General features: G+C 73.1%; 17 protein-coding genes and 1 tRNA gene. 4 read left to right on the forward strand and 14 right to left on the reverse strand.

Annotated features, from left to right (window positions below):
* Positions 1 to 32 precede the first annotated feature (32 nt).
* The gene (locus ACFY7C_RS05315) at positions 33 to 269 is read right to left on the reverse strand and encodes a DUF397 domain-containing protein (protein WP_015037566.1); all 237 of its coding nucleotides are present in this window, start codon (positions 267 to 269) and stop codon (positions 33 to 35) included.
* On the reverse strand, positions 270 to 1,136 hold the full coding sequence (locus tag ACFY7C_RS05320) for a helix-turn-helix domain-containing protein (protein ID WP_389644010.1): 867 nt from the start codon (positions 1,134 to 1,136) through the stop codon (positions 270 to 272). It lies immediately after the preceding gene.
* Between the two features lie 257 nt (positions 1,137 to 1,393).
* Here ACFY7C_RS05320 and ACFY7C_RS05325 point away from each other — a divergent pair, with 257 nt between their 5' ends.
* The 3 genes from ACFY7C_RS05325 to ACFY7C_RS05335 all read left to right on the forward strand — a co-directional run bounded on the left by ACFY7C_RS05325 (position 1,394) and on the right by ACFY7C_RS05335 (position 3,125).
* A complete protein-coding gene (locus tag ACFY7C_RS05325; RefSeq protein ID WP_389644013.1) occupies positions 1,394 to 1,822 on the forward strand; it encodes an ATP-binding protein in 429 nt (142 codons plus the stop codon).
* A 5-nt stretch (positions 1,823 to 1,827) separates the two neighbouring features.
* Complete coding sequence (locus ACFY7C_RS05330; RefSeq protein WP_389644015.1) at positions 1,828 to 2,283, forward strand: hypothetical protein; 456 nt, start codon at positions 1,828 to 1,830, stop codon at positions 2,281 to 2,283.
* Between the two features lie 110 nt (positions 2,284 to 2,393).
* Positions 2,394 to 3,125, forward strand: a complete 732-nt coding sequence (locus ACFY7C_RS05335) for a class I SAM-dependent methyltransferase (RefSeq protein ID WP_389644018.1) — start codon at positions 2,394 to 2,396, stop codon at positions 3,123 to 3,125.
* A 50-nt stretch (positions 3,126 to 3,175) separates the two neighbouring features.
* On the opposite strand, the gene ACFY7C_RS05340 is transcribed toward ACFY7C_RS05335, so the two are convergent.
* Positions 3,176 to 3,260: transfer RNA gene (locus ACFY7C_RS05340), tRNA-Leu, on the reverse strand.
* Positions 3,261 to 3,428: 168 nt separating this feature from the next.
* Here ACFY7C_RS05340 and ACFY7C_RS05345 point away from each other — a divergent pair.
* On the forward strand, positions 3,429 to 4,706 hold the full coding sequence (locus tag ACFY7C_RS05345; protein WP_389645973.1) for a DUF2254 domain-containing protein: 1,278 nt from the start codon (positions 3,429 to 3,431) through the stop codon (positions 4,704 to 4,706).
* 68 nt (positions 4,707 to 4,774) lie between these two features.
* Here ACFY7C_RS05345 and ACFY7C_RS05350 read toward each other — a convergent pair whose 3' ends face one another.
* From ACFY7C_RS05350 to ACFY7C_RS05400, 11 genes are all read right to left on the reverse strand, one after another.
* A complete protein-coding gene (locus ACFY7C_RS05350) occupies positions 4,775 to 5,824 on the reverse strand; it encodes a sugar phosphate isomerase/epimerase family protein (RefSeq protein WP_389644021.1) in 1,050 nt (349 codons plus the stop codon).
* 63 nt (positions 5,825 to 5,887) lie between these two features.
* Positions 5,888 to 7,264, reverse strand: coding sequence for an alkaline phosphatase family protein (locus tag ACFY7C_RS05355; RefSeq protein WP_389644024.1), 1,377 nt, complete (start codon positions 7,262 to 7,264; stop codon positions 5,888 to 5,890).
* Positions 7,261 to 8,430, reverse strand: a complete 1,170-nt coding sequence (eboE, locus tag ACFY7C_RS05360; RefSeq protein ID WP_389644027.1) for a metabolite traffic protein EboE — start codon at positions 8,428 to 8,430, stop codon at positions 7,261 to 7,263. The genes ACFY7C_RS05355 and eboE overlap by 4 nt, the downstream gene beginning before the upstream one ends.
* Positions 8,431 to 8,442: 12 nt before the next feature.
* Positions 8,443 to 9,297, reverse strand: a complete 855-nt coding sequence (locus ACFY7C_RS05365; protein ID WP_389644029.1) for a TatD family hydrolase — start codon at positions 9,295 to 9,297, stop codon at positions 8,443 to 8,445.
* Positions 9,297 to 9,872, reverse strand: a complete 576-nt coding sequence (locus ACFY7C_RS05370) for an EboA domain-containing protein (protein ID WP_389644031.1) — start codon at positions 9,870 to 9,872, stop codon at positions 9,297 to 9,299. Before ACFY7C_RS05370 ends, ACFY7C_RS05365 begins: the two co-directional genes overlap by 1 nt.
* Entirely contained in the window at positions 9,866 to 10,825 is a 960-nt protein-coding gene (locus ACFY7C_RS05375) for a sugar phosphate isomerase/epimerase family protein (RefSeq protein WP_389644033.1), read from the reverse strand. Before ACFY7C_RS05375 ends, ACFY7C_RS05370 begins: the two co-directional genes overlap by 7 nt.
* A complete protein-coding gene (locus ACFY7C_RS05380) occupies positions 10,822 to 11,787 on the reverse strand; it encodes an SCO3242 family prenyltransferase (RefSeq protein ID WP_389644036.1) in 966 nt (321 codons plus the stop codon). Before ACFY7C_RS05380 ends, ACFY7C_RS05375 begins: the two co-directional genes overlap by 4 nt.
* Positions 11,784 to 12,902 (reverse strand): inositol-3-phosphate synthase, encoded by a 1,119-nt coding sequence (locus ACFY7C_RS05385; RefSeq protein WP_389644038.1) that lies wholly within the window; start codon positions 12,900 to 12,902, stop codon positions 11,784 to 11,786. Before ACFY7C_RS05385 ends, ACFY7C_RS05380 begins: the two co-directional genes overlap by 4 nt.
* 94 nt (positions 12,903 to 12,996) lie before the next feature.
* Complete coding sequence (locus tag ACFY7C_RS05390) at positions 12,997 to 16,695, reverse strand: ThuA domain-containing protein (protein ID WP_389644041.1); 3,699 nt, start codon at positions 16,693 to 16,695, stop codon at positions 12,997 to 12,999.
* 255 nt (positions 16,696 to 16,950) lie between these two features.
* Positions 16,951 to 17,955: a sugar phosphate isomerase/epimerase family protein gene (locus ACFY7C_RS05395; RefSeq protein WP_389644044.1), complete on the reverse strand. Its 1,005-nt coding sequence runs from the start codon at positions 17,953 to 17,955 to the stop codon at positions 16,951 to 16,953.
* A gap of 14 nt (positions 17,956 to 17,969) precedes the next feature.
* Entirely contained in the window at positions 17,970 to 19,172 is a 1,203-nt protein-coding gene (locus tag ACFY7C_RS05400; RefSeq protein WP_389644046.1) for a Gfo/Idh/MocA family protein, read from the reverse strand.
* Positions 19,173 to 19,219: the final 47 nt, after the last annotated feature.

Genomic DNA, 19,219 nt, shown 5'->3' on the forward strand with positions numbered 1-19,219 from the left:
AGTTACGCGATGTGAGGGCTGTGGCGGAAGGTTCAGGTGAGCAGGAAATCAGCCTGGCCTGATTTGGCCCCCTGGATGAATGCGGCGATCTCTCCGTGGGTGTAGATGAGCGCTGGTCCCTCAGGGTCTGCGGACTGTCGCACGGCGACCCTGCCGTCGGCCAGCTTCATGGCCTCCACGCAGTTGCCCCCGTTCCCGCCGCTCCACGGCTTGTGCCATCCCTCGGCACCGAGCTCAGCGGCGGGCATGCCGTTGTATATGCGATCCATTCACAGCTCCTTGCGGAGATTCCGGAGAATCTCCTTCGTGCGTTGTGCAGTCGCGGCCTGGGCCGCCATGCGGTCCATGACCTCGAGGTGGGAGGCCACCTCGGGGCGCGCGTCGAGGTAGACGGCGCCGGTCAGGTACTCGCTGTAGACCATGTCCGGGAGTTCGGGCATGGCGAAGCGGAAGAGGACGAACGGTCCGTAGGTGCCGGGATGGTGGCCGGACGCGAACTCCGCGATCTGCAGGGTGACGTTCGGCAGCTCCGACGCTTCGAGCAGCCGGTCGAGCTGGTCGCGCATCACTTCGGGCCCGTGGCCGACCGGTCGGCGGAAGACCGTCTCGTCCATGATCACCCAGAACTTGGGCGCGTCCTCCCTGGTGAGCAGGGACTGGCGCTCCATGCGGAGGGCTACATGCCGGTCGATCTCCTCGGCGTCGTTGCTGCCGCCGACGGCCCCGCTGCGCAGAATGGCACGGGCGTACTCCTCGGTCTGCAGCAGACCGGGGACGAACTGCGGTTCGTAGGCCCGGATGAGGCTCGCGGCCCCCTCCAGGCTGACGTACATGGAGAACCAGCCGGGCAGCACGTCGTGGAACCGCTGCCACCAGCCGGGGAGGTTGGCCTCCTCCGCGAGGGCGACGAAGCCCTCCGCCTCGGAGTCGGTGATGCCGTACGCCTTCAACAGGAGCTGTACGTACGGAATCTTCAGCGCGACCTCTGCGGTCTCCATGCGTCGGATCGTGGCCGGGGCGACCCGCAGGATCTTGGCGGCCTCTTCCCGCTTGAGGCCGGCCCGTTCGCGAAGATCCTGGAGACGCCTGCCGAGGACGACCTGTCCCACCGTGGGGGCGGACCGCGGCTCGCTCACTTAAGAAGACCTCCCCGACGCGCTGTTTCGACGAGTGTGCCATGAACACGGCCAGAGAGAACACAGCACTCTGCATTTTTCAGAGTGCCACTTGCCAAGTGTCCGACTCAGGAGCACAGTATTCCGGTGAACCAGTACGCATGCCGCCGTGCGCTCCGCCGCGGGGGGATGCGTACGGCACTCCTGCCCACAGTTGTGAGGATCCGGTCGTGGCTTCTGGTAACGCGCACTCCTCAGGTCTCATGAGCCCTCGCGTCATGACCCAGCGCCCACGGCCCCACACCGACGTCCGCCGCTTCGCCTTCGAGCTGCCCGCCCGCACCGAGTCGGTCGCCCGCGCCCGGCGGCTCGCCGAGGAACGGCTGATCCTCTGGGGCTGCGGCCCCGACATACGTGACACGGTCGCGCTCGTCGTCTCGGAGCTGGTCACCAACGCCGTCGTGCACACCGCGAGCGCCCGTGTCGTCTGCGAACTGCGCGAGGGCGAGGAACGGCTGCGGATAGCCGTGCGGGACGAGGGGGGCCCCGCGGGACCGCGCATCCGCGACTGCGGCGAGGAGGAGCGCGGCCGGGGTCTGATCCTGGTCGACGCCCTGGCGAGCGCCTGGGGTGCGGACCGCACCGGTCACGGCACCGCGCAGATCGTGTGGGCCGAGCTCGCCCACGGCATGGGAGAGCCGTGCTGAGGTCCATGGCGACGCTGCTGACCCCGCGCGCCCGCAAGAGCTCCGAGAACGCCGCCTCCCGCAACCCGCTCTCCCCCTCGACGCCCGCCGGACCCGTCCCCGTCACCCGCCTCTTCGTCCCCGTCGACCTCCCGACCACCCTGGGCTGCGACGCCGTGGGCGTCCCCGCCCGCTACGGCTTCCGCATCCTGTCCCGGCTGCCCGCGAAGGGCTGTGTCTACGCCGACAGCGACTGGTGGTGGTGGCTGGTCCCGTCCGGCTCCGACCTCGACCTGATCTGGCCGCTGCCCGCCTGCTACGCCCCCGGCGCCGTGATCCCCGACCGCCGGCCCCGGCTGATCCACCACCCCGACGGCGACTCCCCCTACACCCCGCCCATCCCGCTCTACCTGCTGATCTGCCAGCTCACCGGGATCGCCCCGGCGTGGAACGTACCGCCGCAGGTGCGCAGCGCCCTGTGACCTCCTGACCCGAGGTCTCCCCGTCCGGCGCGCGTCTTCCGTCCCGCGCGGATCTTCCGCCCGGCGCGGATCTTCTGTCCCGCGCGCTCCCCGGGTCGTAGGGTCGGGGCATGTTCTCCCCCGAGGGCCCCACGCTCCGCGAGCTGACCCGTCAGGCACTGTCGTCGGTCGAGCACGGTTACGACCTGCTCGCGGACAAGTTCGACGCGACCCCGTTCCGCACCTCGGACCGCCTGCTCACGGCGGTCGCCGAGGCCCTGGACCCGCTCGGCCCCTTCGACTCCGGACTCGACGTGTGCTGCGGCACCGGCGCCGGACTCGGGGTGCTGCGCTCGGCGTGCGCGGGACGGATCACCGGCGTCGACTTCAGCGCCGGCATGCTCGCCGAGGCCCGCCGCGCCCACCCCGCCGCGACGCTCGTACGGGCCGACGCCCTGGCCCTCCCCTTCGCGCCGGTCTTCGACCTGGCCGTCAGCTTCGGCGCCTTCGGCCACTTCCTGCCGGCCGACCAGCGCACCCTCTTCGCCCAGGTCCACGCCTCGCTGCGCCCCGGCGGCGTCCTCGCCTTCCCCCTCCCGGCGCCGCCGCCCGTGGGCTCGGCCCCGTACTGGATGCTCTGGGGGTTCGACGCGGTGATGCGGGTCCGCAACGCGCTGTGGCGGCCGCCCTTCGTCATGTACTACCGGACCTTCCGCCTCGCCGACGTCCGCGCGCGCCTGGAGGACGTCGGCTTCCGGGTGGAACTGCTTCCGATCGGGTCGCTGGGGTTCCGGGACGACGGCAGCCCGCACTGCCGGCTGGTGGTGGCGCGCAAGGCCCTGGACTCCGCCCCGGATGCCTGAGCCCGGGAACGCGGAAGGACCCCGACATGTGTCGGGGTCCTTCCGTACGGTGTCCGAGGGGGGACTTGAACCCCCACGCCCGATAAAGGGCACTAGCACCTCAAGCTAGCGCGTCTGCCATTCCGCCACCCGGACGAGGTGTGATGTCACTCGGGGGTGTTCCCCGCGGCGACATGGATAACTCTACCAGGGGTTCGAGGTGGCTTTCACCAGCGTTTCCCGTGGTCAGTGGGGGCGGCGGCGCTTAGCCTGCGCCGGGTGAGCCACCTTTCCCCCGCCGCCCTTCCGTATCGCAGGCCCCGGATGCTGTCGCCCTTGCGGGAACACCTACGGGACACGTTCTGGTTCGCCCCGGTCGCGGCCATGGCGGTGATCTGCGTGCTGTGGTGGGCGTGTGCCGACCTCGACGCCAAAATCGTCGACGCGCTGCGGGACGAGGGCGCCTACGAGGCCGTCGGCGACCTGGCCGGGATCGCCGAGGACGCGAAGACGGTCGTGACCACGGTCAGCTCGGCGATGATGACCTTCATCGGTGTGGTGTTCTCGATCTCGCTGGTCGCGGTGCAGATGGCCAGTGGGCAGTTCAGCCCCCGGGTGGTGCGGATCTTCGTCCGGAGCCGCATCACGAAGGCGACGCTCGCGGTCTTCCTCGCCACCTTCCTGCTGTCGCTGCTCGTGCTGACCTCGTACGAGAGCGAGACCGATCCCCGGCTCGTGACGTCCGTGCCGCTGCTGCAGTCGATCCTGACGCTGGCGATGGTGGGTCTGAGTCTGCTGCTCTTCGTGGCGTACGTGAACGCCACGCTGCGGCTGATGCGGGTGGGGCATGTGGTGGACCGGATCGCCGGGGAGTCGTTCCGGGTGCTCATGAAGACGCCGTCGTACGAGGGCGGGGGCGGCGAGCTCGGGCCGGTGACCGGGCACGTGGTGCACCGGGGGCGGGCCGGGGTGCTGCGGGACGTGAACGTGGCACGGCTGGTACGGGCGGCACGGCGGCACGGGCTGGTGCTGCGGCTGCTGCCGCGGATCGGGGACTTCGTGGTGCCGGGGACGCCGATCCTGGCGGTGCACGGCGGGGCGGCCCCGAAGGGGCTCGCGTCCTCGGTGTCGGTGGGGATCGAGCGGACCTTCCACCAGGACCTCGGCTTCGGGCTGCGGCAGCTCGCGGACATCGCGCTGCGGGCGCTGTCCCCCGCCGTGAACGATCCGACGACGGCGGTGCAGTGCCTGGACCGGATCGTCCAGTACCTGGCGGCACTCGCCCGCCGGCCGCTGGGCGCGGTGGCCTACCGGGACGGGCGGGACGGCGGCGGGGCGGTGCGCCTGGTGCGGGACGGGCCGGGGTGGGTGGATCTGGTGGACCTGGGGTTCGCCGAGATCCGGGGCTGCGCGGTGGGCAGCCCGCAGGTGACGCGGCGGATGCTGGCGGGGCTCGACGACCTGCTGGCGCTTGTGCCCGAGGACCGCAGGGAGCCGCTGCTGCGGCACCGTGTGCTCCTGACGGAGCTGGTGGAGCGCACGGTGCCGCAGGCCGCGGACCGGGCCTTCGCCCTGGAGGCGGACCGTCAGGGGATCGGCTGAGTCGCCTCCGGGTGCGCCTCCGGTTCGCCTCGGGGCGCGTCTCGGGGTGGTGGGGGGCCGGTCGCGGGTCAGTCCTTCTCCCTCAGGGAGTGGAGGTGGGCGCTGGAGCGGCGGGCGAAGGAGAGCGAGTCGACGGGGTTGTCGCGTTCGGCCTGCCAGTGGTGGCCGGGGCGCCCGTGGTGGGTGCGGGTGACCTCGGAGATGAAACGCCGGTAGTCGATGTCGCCGTCGCCGACGTCGGTCATGCGGTACCCGTAGGGGGCGGCGGAGTCGTCGCGCTCGCCGTCCTTGACGTGGAAGAGCGGGAAGCGGTGGGGCTGGGCGAGCACGTAGTCGAGCGGGTCGAAGGGGGCGGGGGTGCCGTCGGGGCGGCGGGAGTAGCGGTACTGGCCGACGTAGGCCCAGAAGACGTCCATCTCCAGGTGGACGAGGTCGGGGTCGGTCTCGGCGAGGAGGACGTCGTAGAGGCGGACGTCGGGACGGTCGGTGGCGAAGGAGAACTCCTCGGAGTGGTTGTGCTGGTAGAACTTCATGCCGCGCGCCCTGGCGGCGGCGCCGAAGCGGTTGAACTCCTCGGCGCAGCGCTTCCAGCCGTCGACGGTGGCGCCGTAGCGCCAGGGGCCGGAGGCGGTGCCGATGTGCGGGAGGCCGAGGGCGGCGGCGTCGTCGAGGACGCGGTCGAGGTTCTGGGCGAAGGTGTAGGCCTTGGGGTCGGCGGAGTGGTAGCCGACGTGGCTGCCGATGCCGCGCAGGCCGTGGTCGGCGGTGAGGCGCTTGAGCTCGGCGAGGGTGATCGGGCCGGCGGAGCCCTGGGTGTAGCCGGCGAACTCGACCTCGTCGTAGCCGTAGCGCTGGAGCTCCGCGAAGACGGCGGCGAAGCCGAGGGTGGAGACCTTGTCGCGGAGGGTGTAGAGCTGGATGCCGAAGCGGCCGGGGGGCAGGACGGGGCGGCCGTGGCCCTGGCCGCGGTCGGCGGGGGCGGCGGCCCGCGCGGGGGCGGCGGTCGCGCCGAGGAGGGCCGCGGCGGTCGTTCCGGCGGCGACGCCGAGCACGTTCCGTCTGCTGAGGCGGTGGGAGAGTTCGGGGTCGGCGGAGGTCCGGCGGGAGGTGCGGCTCATCTGTGGATAACTCCTTGGTCGTCTGTTTCGTCTGCTGTACTGGTCCGGCAGGTCGGGCACGGGTCAGGAGAGGCCCGCGAGCCCGAGCAGCAGGGCTTTCACATCGGTGGCCGCGACGCGGCCGCTCACGGCGCGGGGGGTGGAGCACAGGATGAGCGGACCTTCGTCCTCGCTCGCGGGGAGGCGGCCATGGCTGCCGCGAACAGGTGACGGGTCGAGGGGCACCACGGCCATGCGGTAGCGCATGCCGGTCTTCTTGCGGGCGATCGCCGTGGCCGCCTTGATCCGTACGTAGGGGTCGAGCGGGTCCATGAAGAGTTCGGCGGGGTCGTAGCCGGGTTTGCGGTGGATGTCGACCAGCCGGGCGAAGTCGGGGGCCCGGGCGTCGTCGAGCCAGTAGTAGTACGTGAACCAGGCGCCGGGTTCGGCGAGGGCGACGAGTTCGCCGGAGCGCGGGTGGTCGAGGCCGTGTTCCTTCTTGCCGTCGTCGTCGAGGAGCCGGTCGAGACCGGGGAGTCCGGTGAGGGCGGCGCGGGTCGCTTCGAGGTCGGCGGGGCGCCGGACGTAGACGTGGGCGATCTGGTGGTCGGCGACGGCGAAGGCCCGCGAGGTCATGGGGTCGAGGTATTCCATGCCGTCCTGGGTGTGCACCTCCAGGAGGCCGGCGCGGCGCAGGGCGCGGTTGATGTCGACGGGCCGGTCGGCGCGGGTGATGCCGTATTCGGAGAGCGCGACGACGGTGCGTCCCTCGGCGCGGGCGTCGTGGAGGAGCGGGGCGAGGGCGGCGTCGAGTGCGACGGCGGCGCGGTGGGAGCGCGGGTCGTCGGGGCCGAAGCGCTGGAGGTCGTAGTCGAGATGGGGGAGGTAGGCGAGGGCGAGGTCGGGGCGGCGGGTGCGCAGGACGTGGCGGGTGGCGTCGATGATCCACCGGCTGGAGACGAGGTCGGCGCCGGGCCCCCAGAAGTGGAAGAGGGGGAAGGTGCCCAGGGTCGTGGTGAGTTCGTCGTGGAGTTCGGGGGGCCGGGTGTAGCAGTCGGGTTCCTTGCGGCCGTCGGCGTAGTAGACGGGGCGCGGGGTGACGGTGATGTCGGTGTCGGCGCCCATGGCGTACCACCAGCAGATGTTGGCGACGGTGTAGCCGGGGTGGGCGCGGCGGGCGGCGTCCCAGAGGCGGTCGCCGTGGACGAGGCCGTTGTGCTGGCGCCACAGCAGGACGTCGCCGAGTTCGCGGAAGTACCAGCCGTTGCCGACGATGCCGTGTCCGGAGGGGAGGGTGCCGGTGAGGAAGGTGGTCTGGGCGGTGCAGGTGACGGCCGGCAGGACGGTGGACAGGGCGGCCTGGGAGCCGCCGTGGGCGAGGGCCCTCAGGTGGGGCATGTGGGGCAGCAGCCGCGGGGTGAGGCCGACCACGTCGAGGACGAGGAGCGGGGTGGGCGTCATGGGAGTTCCTTGAGGCCGAGGTCGGTGAGCAGGTCGCGGGCCAGGGTGAGTTCGGCGGCGATGCCGTCGGCGAGCCGGGCGCGGGTGCGGGGGCGCCGGTCGGGTGGGAGGGCCTGCCAGGTGTAGGTCTCGACCTCCAGGTGGCGGGTGCGGGACCGGGGGCCGCCGACGAGCAGGGCGAGGGTGTCGCGGAGCAGGGGGAGGGTGGAGGTGAGCGGGGGCTCGGGCGGGGCGTGCAGGGGGACGTGGAAGTGGGAACGCCAGGGGGTGGACTCGGGCAGGACGCCACCCGCGAGGGCTTCGGGGAGGTCGTCGGTGCCGCGGGGGCCGGCGGCGGTGAGGGTGCGGGTCTGGTGGAGGAAGCGGGGTTCGGCGAAGGCGGCGAGTGCCTCGCGGACCTCGGGGAGGTGGGGGTGTTCGGCGTGCAGGGCGGCGGAGAGCTGGGCCTTGGGGACGGGGATGCCGGCGGCGTCGAGGGCGCTGAGGGCGGCTCGGGGGTCTTCGAAGGAGGTGGCGAGGTGGCAGGTGTCGAGGCAGACGCCGATGCGGGGGCTGGCGACGGCGGTGAGCGGGCCGATCGCGTCGCGGACGGTCTCGATGACGCAGCCCGGTTCGGGTTCCAGGCCGACGCGGACGGAGCGTCCGGTGAGTTCCTCCAGGGCGTCGAGGCGTTCGGCGAGGGTGGTCAGCGCGGTGCGGGCGAGGTCGGCGGCGCGGGCGTCGTAGGGGGTGCGCCAGGCGATGGGGAGGGTGGAGACGGTTCCTTCGGTGACGTCGTCGGGCAGGAGGGCGGCGAGCAGCCGGGCCAGGTCGGTGGTGTGGGCGAGGCGTTCGGGCCGGGTCCAGTCCGGCTGGTAGACGCGGTGTTTGACCTCGGCGGCGCCGAAGCCCTCGTAGGGGAAGCCGTTGAGGGTGACGACTTCGAGGCCGCGCCGGTCGAGGGCGGTGCGCAGGGTGCGCAGGGCGGCCGGGTCGGCGACCAGGGCGCGGGCCGCGTCGCGGGCGAGCCAGAGTCCGATGCCGAGCCGGTCGCGGCCGAGGCGGCGGCGGACGGGTTCGCAGTGGTCGCCGAGCTGGGCGAGGACGCCGTCGAGGGTTTCGGCGGGGTGGACGTTGGTGCAGTAGGCGAGGTGGACGGTGGATCCGTCGGGGTGGCGGAAGCGCATGGCCGGCTCCTCTCATTCCCCGCCGCGGAGGATCGAGTTGCCCTCGTGGAGGCCGCCGGTTCCGGCGGTCGGCGGGTCGAGCCGGAGGCGGCCGCTGAGGCCGTAGAAGGCGACGGGGTTGCGCCACAGGACCTGGTCGACGTCGTCCTCGGTGAAGCCGGCGGCGAGCATGGCATCGCCGACCCTGCGGGTCTTCAGGGGGTCGCTGTGGCCCCAGTCCGCGGCGGAGTTCACGAGGACGCGCTCGGTTCCGTGCGCCTTCAGGACGGCGACGGTGCGGGCCTCGTCCATCTTGGTGTCGGGGTAGACGGAGAAGCCGAGCCAGGCGCCGCTCGCGGCGGCTTCCTCGACGGTGGTCTCGTTGAGGTGGTCGAGGAGGACCCGGCCGGGGTCGAGGACGGACTCCTTGACCACGTCGAGGGTGCGGCGCAGTCCGGCGAGCTTGTCGCGGTGCGGGGTGTGGACGAGGGCGGGCAGCCCGTGGTCGGCGGCCAGCTGGAGCTGGGCGGCGAGGGCGTGGTCCTCGGCGGGGGTCATGGAGTCGTAGCCGATCTCGCCGACGGCGACGACGTGGTCCTTGGCCAGATAGCGGGGCAGGGCGTCGAGGACGGGGACGCAGCGGGGGTCGCCGGCCTCCTTGGGGTTGAGGGCGAGGGCGCAGTGGTGGGCGATGCCGTACTGGGCGGCGCGGAAGGGCTCCCAGCCGAGGAGGGAGTCGAAGTAGTCGAGGAAGGAGGCGGGCGAGGTGCGGGGCTGGCCGAGCCAGAAGGAGGGTTCGACGACGGCGCGGATGCCGGCGTCGCGCATGGCCCGGTAGTCGTCCGTGGTGCGCGAGGTCATGTGGATGTGGGGGTCGAAGATGCGCATCAGGACTCCTCGGTGAGGGCGAGCACGCGGTGCAGGTCGGCGGGGACGGCGCGGCCGGCGGCGGTGCGTTCGGCGGCGTGGTCGCGGAGCATCCGGGCGAGTTCGGTGTCTCCGGCGGCGCGCCGGGCGAGTCCGGCGACCGTGTCGACGGGGACGGCGGTGAAGAGGCACTTGAGGACGGCGTGCCGCCACAGGTGCGCGGGGAGGTGGCGGGCGGCGTAGGGGCCGAGGGCGGCGGCGAGGAGAGTCGTGTCATGGGTGCGCAGGGCGTCCTCGACGAGCGGGAGGGCCTCGGGTCCGGGGACGAGGGCGGGGAGGGCGAGGAGGACGGCGCGGCGTTCGGCGGAGCTGCCCTGCCGGTAGAGGCGGGTCAGGGTGGCGGGCTCGGCGCGGGCCGCGGTCAGCAGGCGGAGCCGGGCGGTGTCGGCGTGGTCGTGGCCGCAGTGACGGCCGGCGGAGGCGAAGTGCGCCTCCCAGGCCGGGGCGCGGGCGGTGGCGTCGGTGACGGCGGCGGCGAGCCAGGCGCGCGCGGGGGCGGAGTCGCGGTCGGGGTCGGGGTCGGGGTCGGTCAGCATGCGGGGGCCTCCTGGCGGAGGAGGGAGCTGAGGAAGTGGTGGGATTCGCGGGCGAGTTCGGGTCCGGCGTGGGAGTGGCGGGGCAGTTCGACGACGGTGAGCCCGGGGTAGCCGGCGGCGGTGAGTTCGGTGAGGGCGGCGAGGAGGGGAGGGAAGTCGATCTCGCCGTCGCCGAACGGGAGGTGTTCGTGGACACCGCGCCGCATGTCCTCGATCTGGAGGTGCCGGATCCAGGGGGCGGCGGCGCGCAGGCAGTCGGCCGGTGGCAGGGGTTCCAGGCACTGGCAGTGGCCGAGGTCCAGGGTGAGACCGAGGACGGCCGGGTCGGGGTGGTCGAGGAGGCCGCGGAGGTGGTGGAAGTCGTCGAGGGTGGCGAGGAGGTGTCCGGGTTCGGGTTCGACGGCGAGCGGTACGCGGGCGGTGGCGGCCGCCTCCAGGAGCGGGGCGAGTTCGGCGGTGAGGCGCTGCCAGGCGGTGGGGACGTCGGTGTCCTCGGGGAGGGTGCCGCTGAAGCAGTGGACGGCGTGGGCGCCGAGTTCCTCGGCGACGCGGAGCGCGGTGCGCAGGAGCCGGGTGCGGGCGGCGCGGGCGTCGGGGTCCGGGTCGAGGAGGGAGGGGCCGTGCTTGCGGCGCGGGTCGAGGACGTAGCGGGCGCCGGTCTCGACGGTGGCGGTGAGCCCGAGCGCGTCCAGTCGGCGGGCGATCCGGGCGGTGCGGGCGGGCAGGTCGGCCGCGAGCGGGTCGAGGTGCATGTGGTCGAGGGTCAGCCCCACGCCGTCGTAGCCGAGGTCCGCGAGGAGGGCGAGGGCGTCGTCGAGACGGAGGTCGGTGAGGCCGTTGGTGCCGTAGCCGAGGCGGGGCCGGGCGGGGCCTGCGGTGGGACTGGAGTCGTGGCCGGGACGCGGACCGGTGGGGAGCGGGGTTCCGTCGGGACTCGTGCGGGTGCCGGTCATGTGGGGCTCACCTTCCGTGCGAGGGCGCGGGCGAGCGGGGCGAGGGCGAGGACGGTGAGCGCGGTCGCCGGGGCGCCGGAGCGGGCCGCGAGGGCGGCCTGGAGCGGGATGAGGGCGCGGATGCCGGCGCCGACGGCCCGCTGGGTGAGGGGTGGTGAGGGGTGCAGTGCGGCGTGGAGGAGGGAGGTGGCGGGGGTGCGGGCGTAGTCGGCCGCCAGCACCGCGGCGAGCGGCGAGCCGCCGCCGGCCGCCGCGGCCACGGCGGTGGTGACGGTCAGCGCCGCGGCGGGGGCGGAGGCCGAGCCGCCCTGGGTCTCGTGCCGTGAGACGGCGGTGACGGCGTAGGTGTGGGCGCCCAGCAGCCCCGCCGACAGCACGGCCCGGCGGGCGTCGGCCGGCTGGCGGGCCTTCCGTGGTGCGGCAGCCGGGCGGGGTGTCCGGCGGGATGCCGTGGCGGTGGCGCCGAGGAGCAGGTCGAGGGCGCGGGCGGTGCCCATCGCGAAGGGGCCGAAAGGGGTGTGCTTGAGGTGGAGGTCGTAGGACCAGACGGTGGCGGCGAGCGCTCCGGCCACCGCGAGTGGGGCGCGTCCCGCCCGGGCGGCGAGCGCGAGCCCCGTGGTGGTGAGGGCGGCGGAGGCGGCGAGGGCGGCGGAGGGGCGGACGCGGCCCGAGGGGAGCGGGCGGTGCGGGCGGTCGAGGGCGTCCTCCTCGCGGTCGGCCCAGTCGTTGAGGGCCATCCCCGCCTCGTACAGGCAGACCGAGGCACCGATCGCGAGCAGCGTCCCCCGGTTCGTCCGGGCGCCGAGCGCCGCCGCCCCGGCCAGCGCGTCCCCCGGCACGGTGGCCAGGGCCGACACCCGCAACAACTCCGCCCAGGCCCCGGCGCGGTCCCGCCACTCCCAGGCGGCCGCCCCCGCCCGCACCCGCGTCTCGCCCACGCCCGTCCGCCGTGTCCCGCTCATCGTCCGTCCTTCCCCAGGCGTTCGGCGAAGGCCAGCAGGCGGGCGTACTGGTCGGAGAGAGCGGCTGGTGGGGTGCCGTCGGGGTCCTTGAAGTAGAAGGCGAGGTCCTCCAGGGGGCCGGTCAGGCCGCGGGCGTGGGCGCGGGCGGTGAGGCGGGCCAGGTCGAGGACGAGGGGTGCGGCGAGGGCGGAGTCGCAGCCCTGCCAGATGGTCTGGAGGACCATGCGGGAGCCGAGGAAGCCGTCGAAGGCGATGTGGTCCCAGGCGGTCTTCCACTCCCCCAGCGCCGGGACGTCGTCGATGTGGACCTGTCCCTCGACGCCGGGGCCGAGGATCTCGTCGAGGACCCGTTCCTTGCCGGCGTTCTTGGCCGCGGCGGCGGCCGGGTCGGCGAGGGCGGCTCCGTCGCCGCCGCCGAGGAGGTTGCTGCCGGACCAGGCCCGTACGGCGAGGGCCCGCCGCTGGAACATCGGGGCCAGCACCGAGCGGAGCAGGGTCTGTCCGGTCTTGCCGTCCTGGCCCGCGTAGGGCAGGCCGCAGGCCGCGAGGGCTTCCGCGAGGTCGGGGTGGCGCAGCCCGGTGGACGGGGTGAAGTTCACGTACGGGCAGCCGGTCCGTAGCGCGGCCGCGGCGTAGAGCGAGCTCGGTGGGAGCCCGACGCCCCCCGACGCCGGCTCCGTGGAAGCTACATTGACCACGATCACCCGCTCCAGGTCCAGTCCAATGCGGAAGTCCGTCAGGTCCGCGGCGAAGGCCGCGATCAGCTCCTCGTCGCCCCGGGTGTCGCCCGGGAGGGGGCCGCCGGGGCGGATCCGGGCGTCGGCGGCGGCGAGTTCCCCGGCGATCGCCGGGGCGAGGCCGGGCGGGAGGACCCCGGCGACGGTCAGCTGCTCGGCTCGTTTCGGCAGGGGGCAGCTCGCCGTGTCGTGGCCGCCGAAGACGAGGGTGGACAGCGGCGGGAGGTCGGCGGACGCGAAGGCCTCCGTCTCCGTCACCATGCCGGTCGGCGGGTGCAGTCCGGCGGTGACGGCGGCGCAGCCGGCGACCACCGTGGTGGCGACGGAGCCTCTCGCTCCGATCAACCAGACTCCTGTGCGGGCGTGGGTGGTCGTCACGGCTGCCTCCTCGGGACCGCTGGGGGGAAGGGTGGAGTGGCGGCGGGGGGGGGGTACGGCGCCGCCCCGCCCGCCGCCGGCCGGTGGGGAGCCGCTACGAGGCGAGCTCCTTGATCCGGATGTTCCGGAAGGAGACCTGGTCCTCGGCCCCGTGGTTCTGGAGGCCGATGTAGCCGTCGGCGAGGCTGCGGGCCGGGTCGGTGTTGGTGAAGTCGTTGATCTTCACGCCGTTGAGGAAGACCTGGAGGCGTTCGCCCCTGACCCGGATCTCGTAGCTGTTCCACTGGCCCGGCGGCCGGAGGACCCGGTCGCGGGCCTGGAGGTCGGCGGACTTGAAGCCGTAGACGGCACCGGTGGTGCGGTCGGCGGCGTCGGTGGCGTCGATCTGGATCTCGTAGCCGTTGCGCACGGCCGACCAGGGGTCGTCGGAGGCGGGGAAGCCGACGAAGATCCCTGAGTTGTCGTCGCCCGTCTGCTTCCAGTCCAGGGTGAGGGAGTACGCGTGGAACTCCTTGGCCTGGTACCAGAGCAGGCCCATGCCGCCGGTCGAGCGCAGTTCGCCGTCGACGACGTCGAAGCCGCCGGGGCCGGCCTGTTTCCAGCCGTTGCCGGTCTCGCCGTTGAAGAGGTCGCGGTAGCCGGTCTGCGGCCGGCAGTCGGCCGTGACCTGGCCGGTGGCGTAGCGCAGGCCGCCGAGCAGGTGCTGCCGGAAGGCGGGTTCGGCGTAGGACTCCTTGGTGTGTCCGCCGCCGGTGTAGAAGGAGCGTCCGCCGCCGTAGCTCTGGCACCAGGCGAGGGGATGGTCGCCGTTCATGGTGCCGCCGCTGTAGCTGGTCTCGTCGAGGGTGGCGAGGACACGGGCCTGTTCGCGCGGGTTGCTGCGGTAGTTGTACCACTCGTCGGTGCGCTGCCAGGTGCCGCCCAGGTGCGCGGTGGCGGGGTGGTCGTGGTCCTCGACGCGGACGGTGGCGGACTGGATGTGGGGGTGGGAGTGGAAGTAGGCGCCGACGAGTCCGCCGTAGAAGCCCCAGTCGTATTCGGTGTCGGCGGCGGCGTGGACGCCCATGTAGCCGCCGCCGTTGGCGACGTAGTTCTCGAAGGCGGTCTGCTGGTCGGTGGTGAGGACGTCGCCGGTGGTGGAGAGGAAGACGACGGCGTCGTAGCGGGCGAGGTTGTTCGTGGTGAACTGGCGCGGTTCCTCGGTGGCGTCGACGACGATGTCGCTGCCCGCGCCGAGCTCCTTGAGGGCGGTGATGCCGGCCGGGATGGAGTCGTGGCGGAAGCCGGCGGTGCGGGAGAAGACGAGGACGCGCTTGGTGGCGCGGTCGACGGGGGCGTCGGAGAGGGTGAAGTCGTCGATGTCGTAGAGGGCTCCGGCGCCGCCCTTGAAGACCAGGAAGAGTTCGGTGGTGCGGCGTGGCACGTTCCGCAGCGGCACGTCGATGTCCTGGAAGGTCTCCCAGCCGCCTGTGACGGGGACGGCCGCGGAGCCGAGGAGGGTGCCGGTGGGTGATCCGGTGCGGACCTCCAGGAAGCCTCCGGCGCCGCCGGAGGAGACCCGGGCGGTCAGCCTGGTCGACCCGGCGAGGTGGTAGGGCGTGAAGGAGATCCAGTCGCCGTCGTGGATGTCGCCGACGGTCCGGCCGCCGTGTGCCTGGGGCTTGTCGTACGTACGGATGCCGGCCTGGCCGTCGAAGTGCTCGGCCTGTCGGTGCCGGGGCTGGAGCTTGGCCTGGTCGCGGCCGGTGAGCGCGGCCTGGCCGCCGCCTCCGCCGTCGGTGTACTCGGCGTTGAAGACCCCGAAGATGTTGGCGTCGTCGTCGTGGCCGCCGTCGGCGTCGGTCCTGATGGTGCCGGCGCAGCCGTTGGCGGTGGTGACGGGGTGGCCGTGGCTGTCGTGGCCGAGCACGTAGGTGACCTTGACCTTGGCGCAGTCGACGGGTCCGCCGGCGCCGTCCTCGGGGTCGGTGACGGTCACCTTGAAGGGCACTTCGTCGCCGAAGCTGAACAGGGACCCGTCGGCGGGCAGTTCGAGGGTGACCTTGGGTGCGGTGTTGCCGACGACGACGTGAACGGAGGCGGAGCCGGTGCGGCCGGAGGGGTCCTTGGCGGTGACGGTCGCGGTGTAGGTGCCGTTCCTGCGGTACGTGTAGGTGGGGTCGGCGCCGGTCGAGGTGCCGCCGTCGCCGAAGTCCCAGGTGTAGGTGAGGGTGTCGCCGTCGGCGTCGGTGGTTCCGGCGGAGGAGAAGGCGACCCTGAGGGGCGCGACACCGGAGGTCTTGTTCGCGCTCGCCTCGGCGACCGGGGAGCGGCCGTCGGTGGCGTTCTCGATGCGGTAGAGGCCGGAGTTCTGGTCGCCGCCGAACCAGGCGGTGCCGTAGTCGAGGACGTAGAGCGCGCCGTCGGGCCCGAAGGCCATGTCCATCACCTGGGTGCCGGTCCAGGGCACGGGGTTGATGGACTGGACGGTGCCGTCGGCGCCGTGCTCGACGCGCTTGATCCAGCGCCGTCCGAACTCGCCGGCGAAGAAGTCGCCGTCGTAGGACTCGGGGAACTTCACGGGGGAGGCGGAGGTGGCGTCGTAGCGGTAGACGGGGCCGCCCATGGGGGACTCGGAGCCGCTGCCGAACTCGGGGACGGATCCGCCGTTGTAGGGGATCCAGGCGGGTTCGGCGGGCGGCAGGTCGACGAGTCCGGTGTTGTGGGGCGAGTCGTTCTTCGGGGCGGCGCAGTCGAAGGCGGCGCCGGAGGTCTTCGTGGCGAAGTCGTAGTCGACGTAGGCCTCGTTGTTCCCGGTGCAGAACGGCCAGCCGTAGTTGCCGGGCTTGGTGACGCGGGCGAACTCGACCTGTCCGGCGGGGCCGCGCAGAGGGTCGGCGGCGCCCGCGTCGGGGCCGTAGTCGCCGACGTAGAGGACGCCGGTGGTCTTGTCGACGCTGAAGCGGAAGGGGTTGCGGAAGCCCATGGCGTAGATCTCGGGCCGCGTCCGGTCCGTGCCGGGGGCGAAGAGGTTGCCAGCGGGGACGGTGTACGAGCCGTCCTCGGCGACCTTGATGCGCAGGATCTTGCCGCGCAGGTCGTTGGTGTTGCCGGAGGTCCGGCGGGCGTCGTAGGCGGGGTTGCGGCCGGGGCGTTCGTCGATGGGGGTGAAGCCGTCGGAGGCGAAGGGGTTGGAGTCGTCGCCGGTCGACAGGTAGAGGTTGCCCTGGGCGTCGAAGTCGATGTCGCCGCCGACGTGGCAGCAGATGCCGCGGGTGGCGGGGATGTCGATGACCTTCTTCTCGCTGGCGTTGTCCAGGGTGAAGTCGGCGGCCAGGGTGAAGCGGGAGAGCCGGTTGACGCCGTCGAACTTCGCGAAGTCGGCGGCGGTGCCGTCGTTGGGGGCGTCTCCGGCGGGGGTGGTGAGCGGCGGCGCGTAGTAGAGGTAGATCGCCCGGTTGCGGGCGAAGTCCGGGTCGAGGCCGATGCCTTGGAGGCCCTCCTCGTCGTGGGAGTAGACGGGTACGCGGCCGACGACGGTGGTGTTGCCGGCGGCGTCGGTACGGCGCAGCTCGCCGTTGCGGGAGGTGTGCAGGACGCTGCGGTCGGGCAGCACGGCCAGCGACATGGGTTCGCCGACCTCCGCGGCGCCCTTGGCGAGGGTGACCTGCTGGAACTGCTCCGCGGCGGCGGTGCCGGCCGTGGTCGCCGGGTCGGCCGCCAGGGCCTGGGGGGCGCCGAGGGCGAGCAGTCCGACGGTGAGGAGGGCGAGGGCCTTCCTGGTGCGCCTGGCTCGGAGTCGTTGTCTATGCACGGATGTCCTCCGGAGTAGGGCCGGGGTGTGCGGGTGTCCGGGGACCGGCGTGCGCCGTCACGCTGGTCGAGTCGTCCCGTTACACGGGATACGTCATGTACACATCAGGGACCGTAGCGGGCTTCGTCCAGCTCGGAAAGCCCTTGCGCCCGAGGAGAGTCGGACTTTCTCCCGGGAGAGGACAAAGCCGCTCGCGGGCAGCGCGGACCGGCCCGGCTGCGGATCCACCGCCGGGCGCGGACCTGCCGTTTCAGCTCAGTCGCCGCCTCCGAACGCGGCGTCGAAGGAGGCTGCGGGAGGGTCGAAGTCGAACCGCTTGAGATGGGAAAGCGCTTCCGGCGCACCGGTCAGCCGGTCCATGCCGGCGTCCTCCCACTCCACCGAGACCGGCCCCCCGTAGCCGATCGAGCGGAGCATCCGGAACACGTCCTCCCACGGCACGTCCCCGTGCCCGGCGGAGACGAAGTCCCAGCCGCGCCGCGGGTCGCCCCAGGGCAGATGCGAGCCGAGCCGCCCGTTGCGGCCGTCCAGACGCCTGCGCGCCTCCTTGCAGTCCACGTGGTAGATCCGGTCGCGGAAGTCCCACAGGAAGCCCACCGGGTCCAGGTCCTGCCACACGAAGTGGCTGGGGTCGAAGTTCAGGCCGAAGGCCGGCCGCCGGCCGACCGCCTCCAGGGCCCGCTGGGTGGTCCAGTAGTCGTAGGCGATCTCGCTCGGGTGGACCTCGTGCGCGAAGCGCACGCCCTCGGCGTCGAAGACGTCGAGGATCGGGTTCCAGCGCTCCGCGAAGTCCTCGAAGCCCCGCTCGACCATCCGCTCCGGCACCGGCGGGAACATCGCCACCAGGTGCCAGATCGACGAGCCGGTGAAGCCGACGACGGTCTCGACGCCGAGGGCCGCGGCCGCCCGCGCGGTGTCGGCGAGCTCCCGGGCCGCCCGGCGCCGTACGCCCTCGGCGTCGCCGTCGCCCCAGATCCGGGCCGGCACGATCGCCCGGTGGCGCTCGTCGATCGGATGGTCGCAGACGGCCTGCCCGACCAGGTGGTTGGAGATCGCCCAGCACTTCAGGCCGTACTTCTCCAGCAGGGCGCGCCTGCCGTCGACGTACGCGGGATCGGCGAGCGCCTTGTCGACCTCGAAGTGGTCGCCCCAGCAGGCGAGTTCCAGGCCGTCGTAGCCGAAGTCGCGGGCCAGCCGGCAGACCTCCTCCAACGGAAGGTCGGCCCACTGGCCGGTGAAGAGGGTGAAGGGACGGGGCACGGTCGCGGCCTCCTCTAGGTCTGCGCCCGCGGTACGGGCACGGGGGTGTAGACGGCGTTGTTCCGGGCGCTCTCCTCCACCGCCGCCAGGACCCGCTGGACCTGGAGCCCGTCCGCGAACGACGGCGCGGGGGCGGTCTTCGAGGCGATCGCGAGGACCAGGTCGCGGGCCTGGTGCGCGAAGGTGTGCTCGTAGCCGAGCGCGTGCCCGGGCGGCCACCAGCCCTCCAGGTACGGGTGGTCGGGCTCGGTCACGAGGATGCGGCGGAACCCGGCCGAGGCGGCCGGCTCGGTGTGGTCGTGGAAGGACAGCTCGTTGAGCCGCTCCAGGTCGAAGGCGAGCGAGCCCTTCTCCCCGTTGATCTCCAGGCGCAGCGCGTTCTTGCGGCCCGCCGCCATCCGGGTCGCCTCGAACGAGGCGAGCGCCCCCGAGGCGAGCCGCCCGGTGAACAGGGCCGCGTCGTCGACCGTGACCGGCCCGTACGCGCCGGAGCCCGCTCCAGCCGAGGGTCCGGCCGCGAGCCCGGTCGCCACTCCGGCGAGCAGGGGCCGCTCCCGTACGAAGGTCTCGGTGAGCGCCGACACACCCACCAGCGGCTCCCCCGCGAGGTACTGGGCGAGGTCCACGGCGTGCGCCCCGAGGTCCCCGAGCGCCCCCGACCCGGCGTGCTCCCGTTCGAGGCGCCAGGTCAGCGGGAAGCCGGGGTCGACCAGCCAGTCCTGGAGATAGGTGACGCGCACGTGCCGGAGCACGCCGAGCCGGTCGTCGGCGATCAGCCGCCGGGCGAACGAAAGGGCGGGCACCCGGCGGTAGTTGAAGCCCACCATGGCGATCTGACCTCGCTCGGCGGCGGCCTCGGCTGCGGCGGTCATCTGCTCCGCCTCGGCGACCGAGTTGGCGAGGGGCTTCTCGCACAGCACGTGCTTGCCGGCCTCCAGGGCGGCGATCGCGATCTCCGCGTGGCTGTCACCGGGCGTGCAGACGTCGACCAGCTGGACGTCGTCGCGGGCGACGAGGGAGCGCCAGTCGGTCTCCGCCGCCGCCCAGCCGTGCCGGCCGGCGGCGGCCCGGACCGCGGCGGCGTCCCGGCCGGCCACGGCGGCGAGCACCGGCCGCAGCGGCAGGTCGAACACGCGCCCCGCGGTGCGCCAGCCCTGCGAGTGGGCGGCGCCCATGAAGGCGTAGCCGACCATCCCGACGCCGAGCGTCTCTTCCATGTGGTTCCTCCCGTTTCGTGGTGCGGGCGCCGGTCGGTCGGGACCGG

It is taken from the genome of Streptomyces sp. NPDC012769, from assembly GCF_042901205.1.
Classification (GTDB): Bacteria; Actinomycetota; Actinomycetes; order Streptomycetales; family Streptomycetaceae; genus Streptomyces.

Excerpts from the sequence above, each read along its gene's own strand:
- ACFY7C_RS05315 (WP_015037566.1), bottom strand. The coding sequence starts at position 269 with ATGGATCGCATATACAACGGCATGCCCGCCGCTGAGCTCGGTGCCGAG.
- ACFY7C_RS05325 (WP_389644013.1), top strand. The coding sequence starts at position 1,394 with ATGACCCAGCGCCCACGGCCCCACACCGACGTCCGCCGCTTCGCCTTC.
- ACFY7C_RS05330 (WP_389644015.1), top strand. The coding sequence starts at position 1,828 with ATGGCGACGCTGCTGACCCCGCGCGCCCGCAAGAGCTCCGAGAACGCC.
- ACFY7C_RS05335 (WP_389644018.1), top strand. The coding sequence starts at position 2,394 with ATGTTCTCCCCCGAGGGCCCCACGCTCCGCGAGCTGACCCGTCAGGCA.
- ACFY7C_RS05345 (WP_389645973.1), top strand. The coding sequence starts at position 3,429 with ATGCTGTCGCCCTTGCGGGAACACCTACGGGACACGTTCTGGTTCGCC.
- ACFY7C_RS05350 (WP_389644021.1), bottom strand. The coding sequence starts at position 5,824 with ATGAGCCGCACCTCCCGCCGGACCTCCGCCGACCCCGAACTCTCCCAC.
- ACFY7C_RS05355 (WP_389644024.1), bottom strand. The coding sequence starts at position 7,264 with ATGACGCCCACCCCGCTCCTCGTCCTCGACGTGGTCGGCCTCACCCCG.
- eboE (WP_389644027.1), bottom strand. The coding sequence starts at position 8,430 with ATGCGCTTCCGCCACCCCGACGGATCCACCGTCCACCTCGCCTACTGC.
- ACFY7C_RS05365 (WP_389644029.1), bottom strand. The coding sequence starts at position 9,297 with ATGCGCATCTTCGACCCCCACATCCACATGACCTCGCGCACCACGGAC.
- ACFY7C_RS05370 (WP_389644031.1), bottom strand. The coding sequence starts at position 9,872 with ATGCTGACCGACCCCGACCCCGACCCCGACCGCGACTCCGCCCCCGCG.
- ACFY7C_RS05375 (WP_389644033.1), bottom strand. The coding sequence starts at position 10,825 with ATGACCGGCACCCGCACGAGTCCCGACGGAACCCCGCTCCCCACCGGT.
- ACFY7C_RS05380 (WP_389644036.1), bottom strand. The coding sequence starts at position 11,787 with ATGAGCGGGACACGGCGGACGGGCGTGGGCGAGACGCGGGTGCGGGCG.
- ACFY7C_RS05400 (WP_389644046.1), bottom strand. The coding sequence starts at position 19,172 with ATGGAAGAGACGCTCGGCGTCGGGATGGTCGGCTACGCCTTCATGGGC.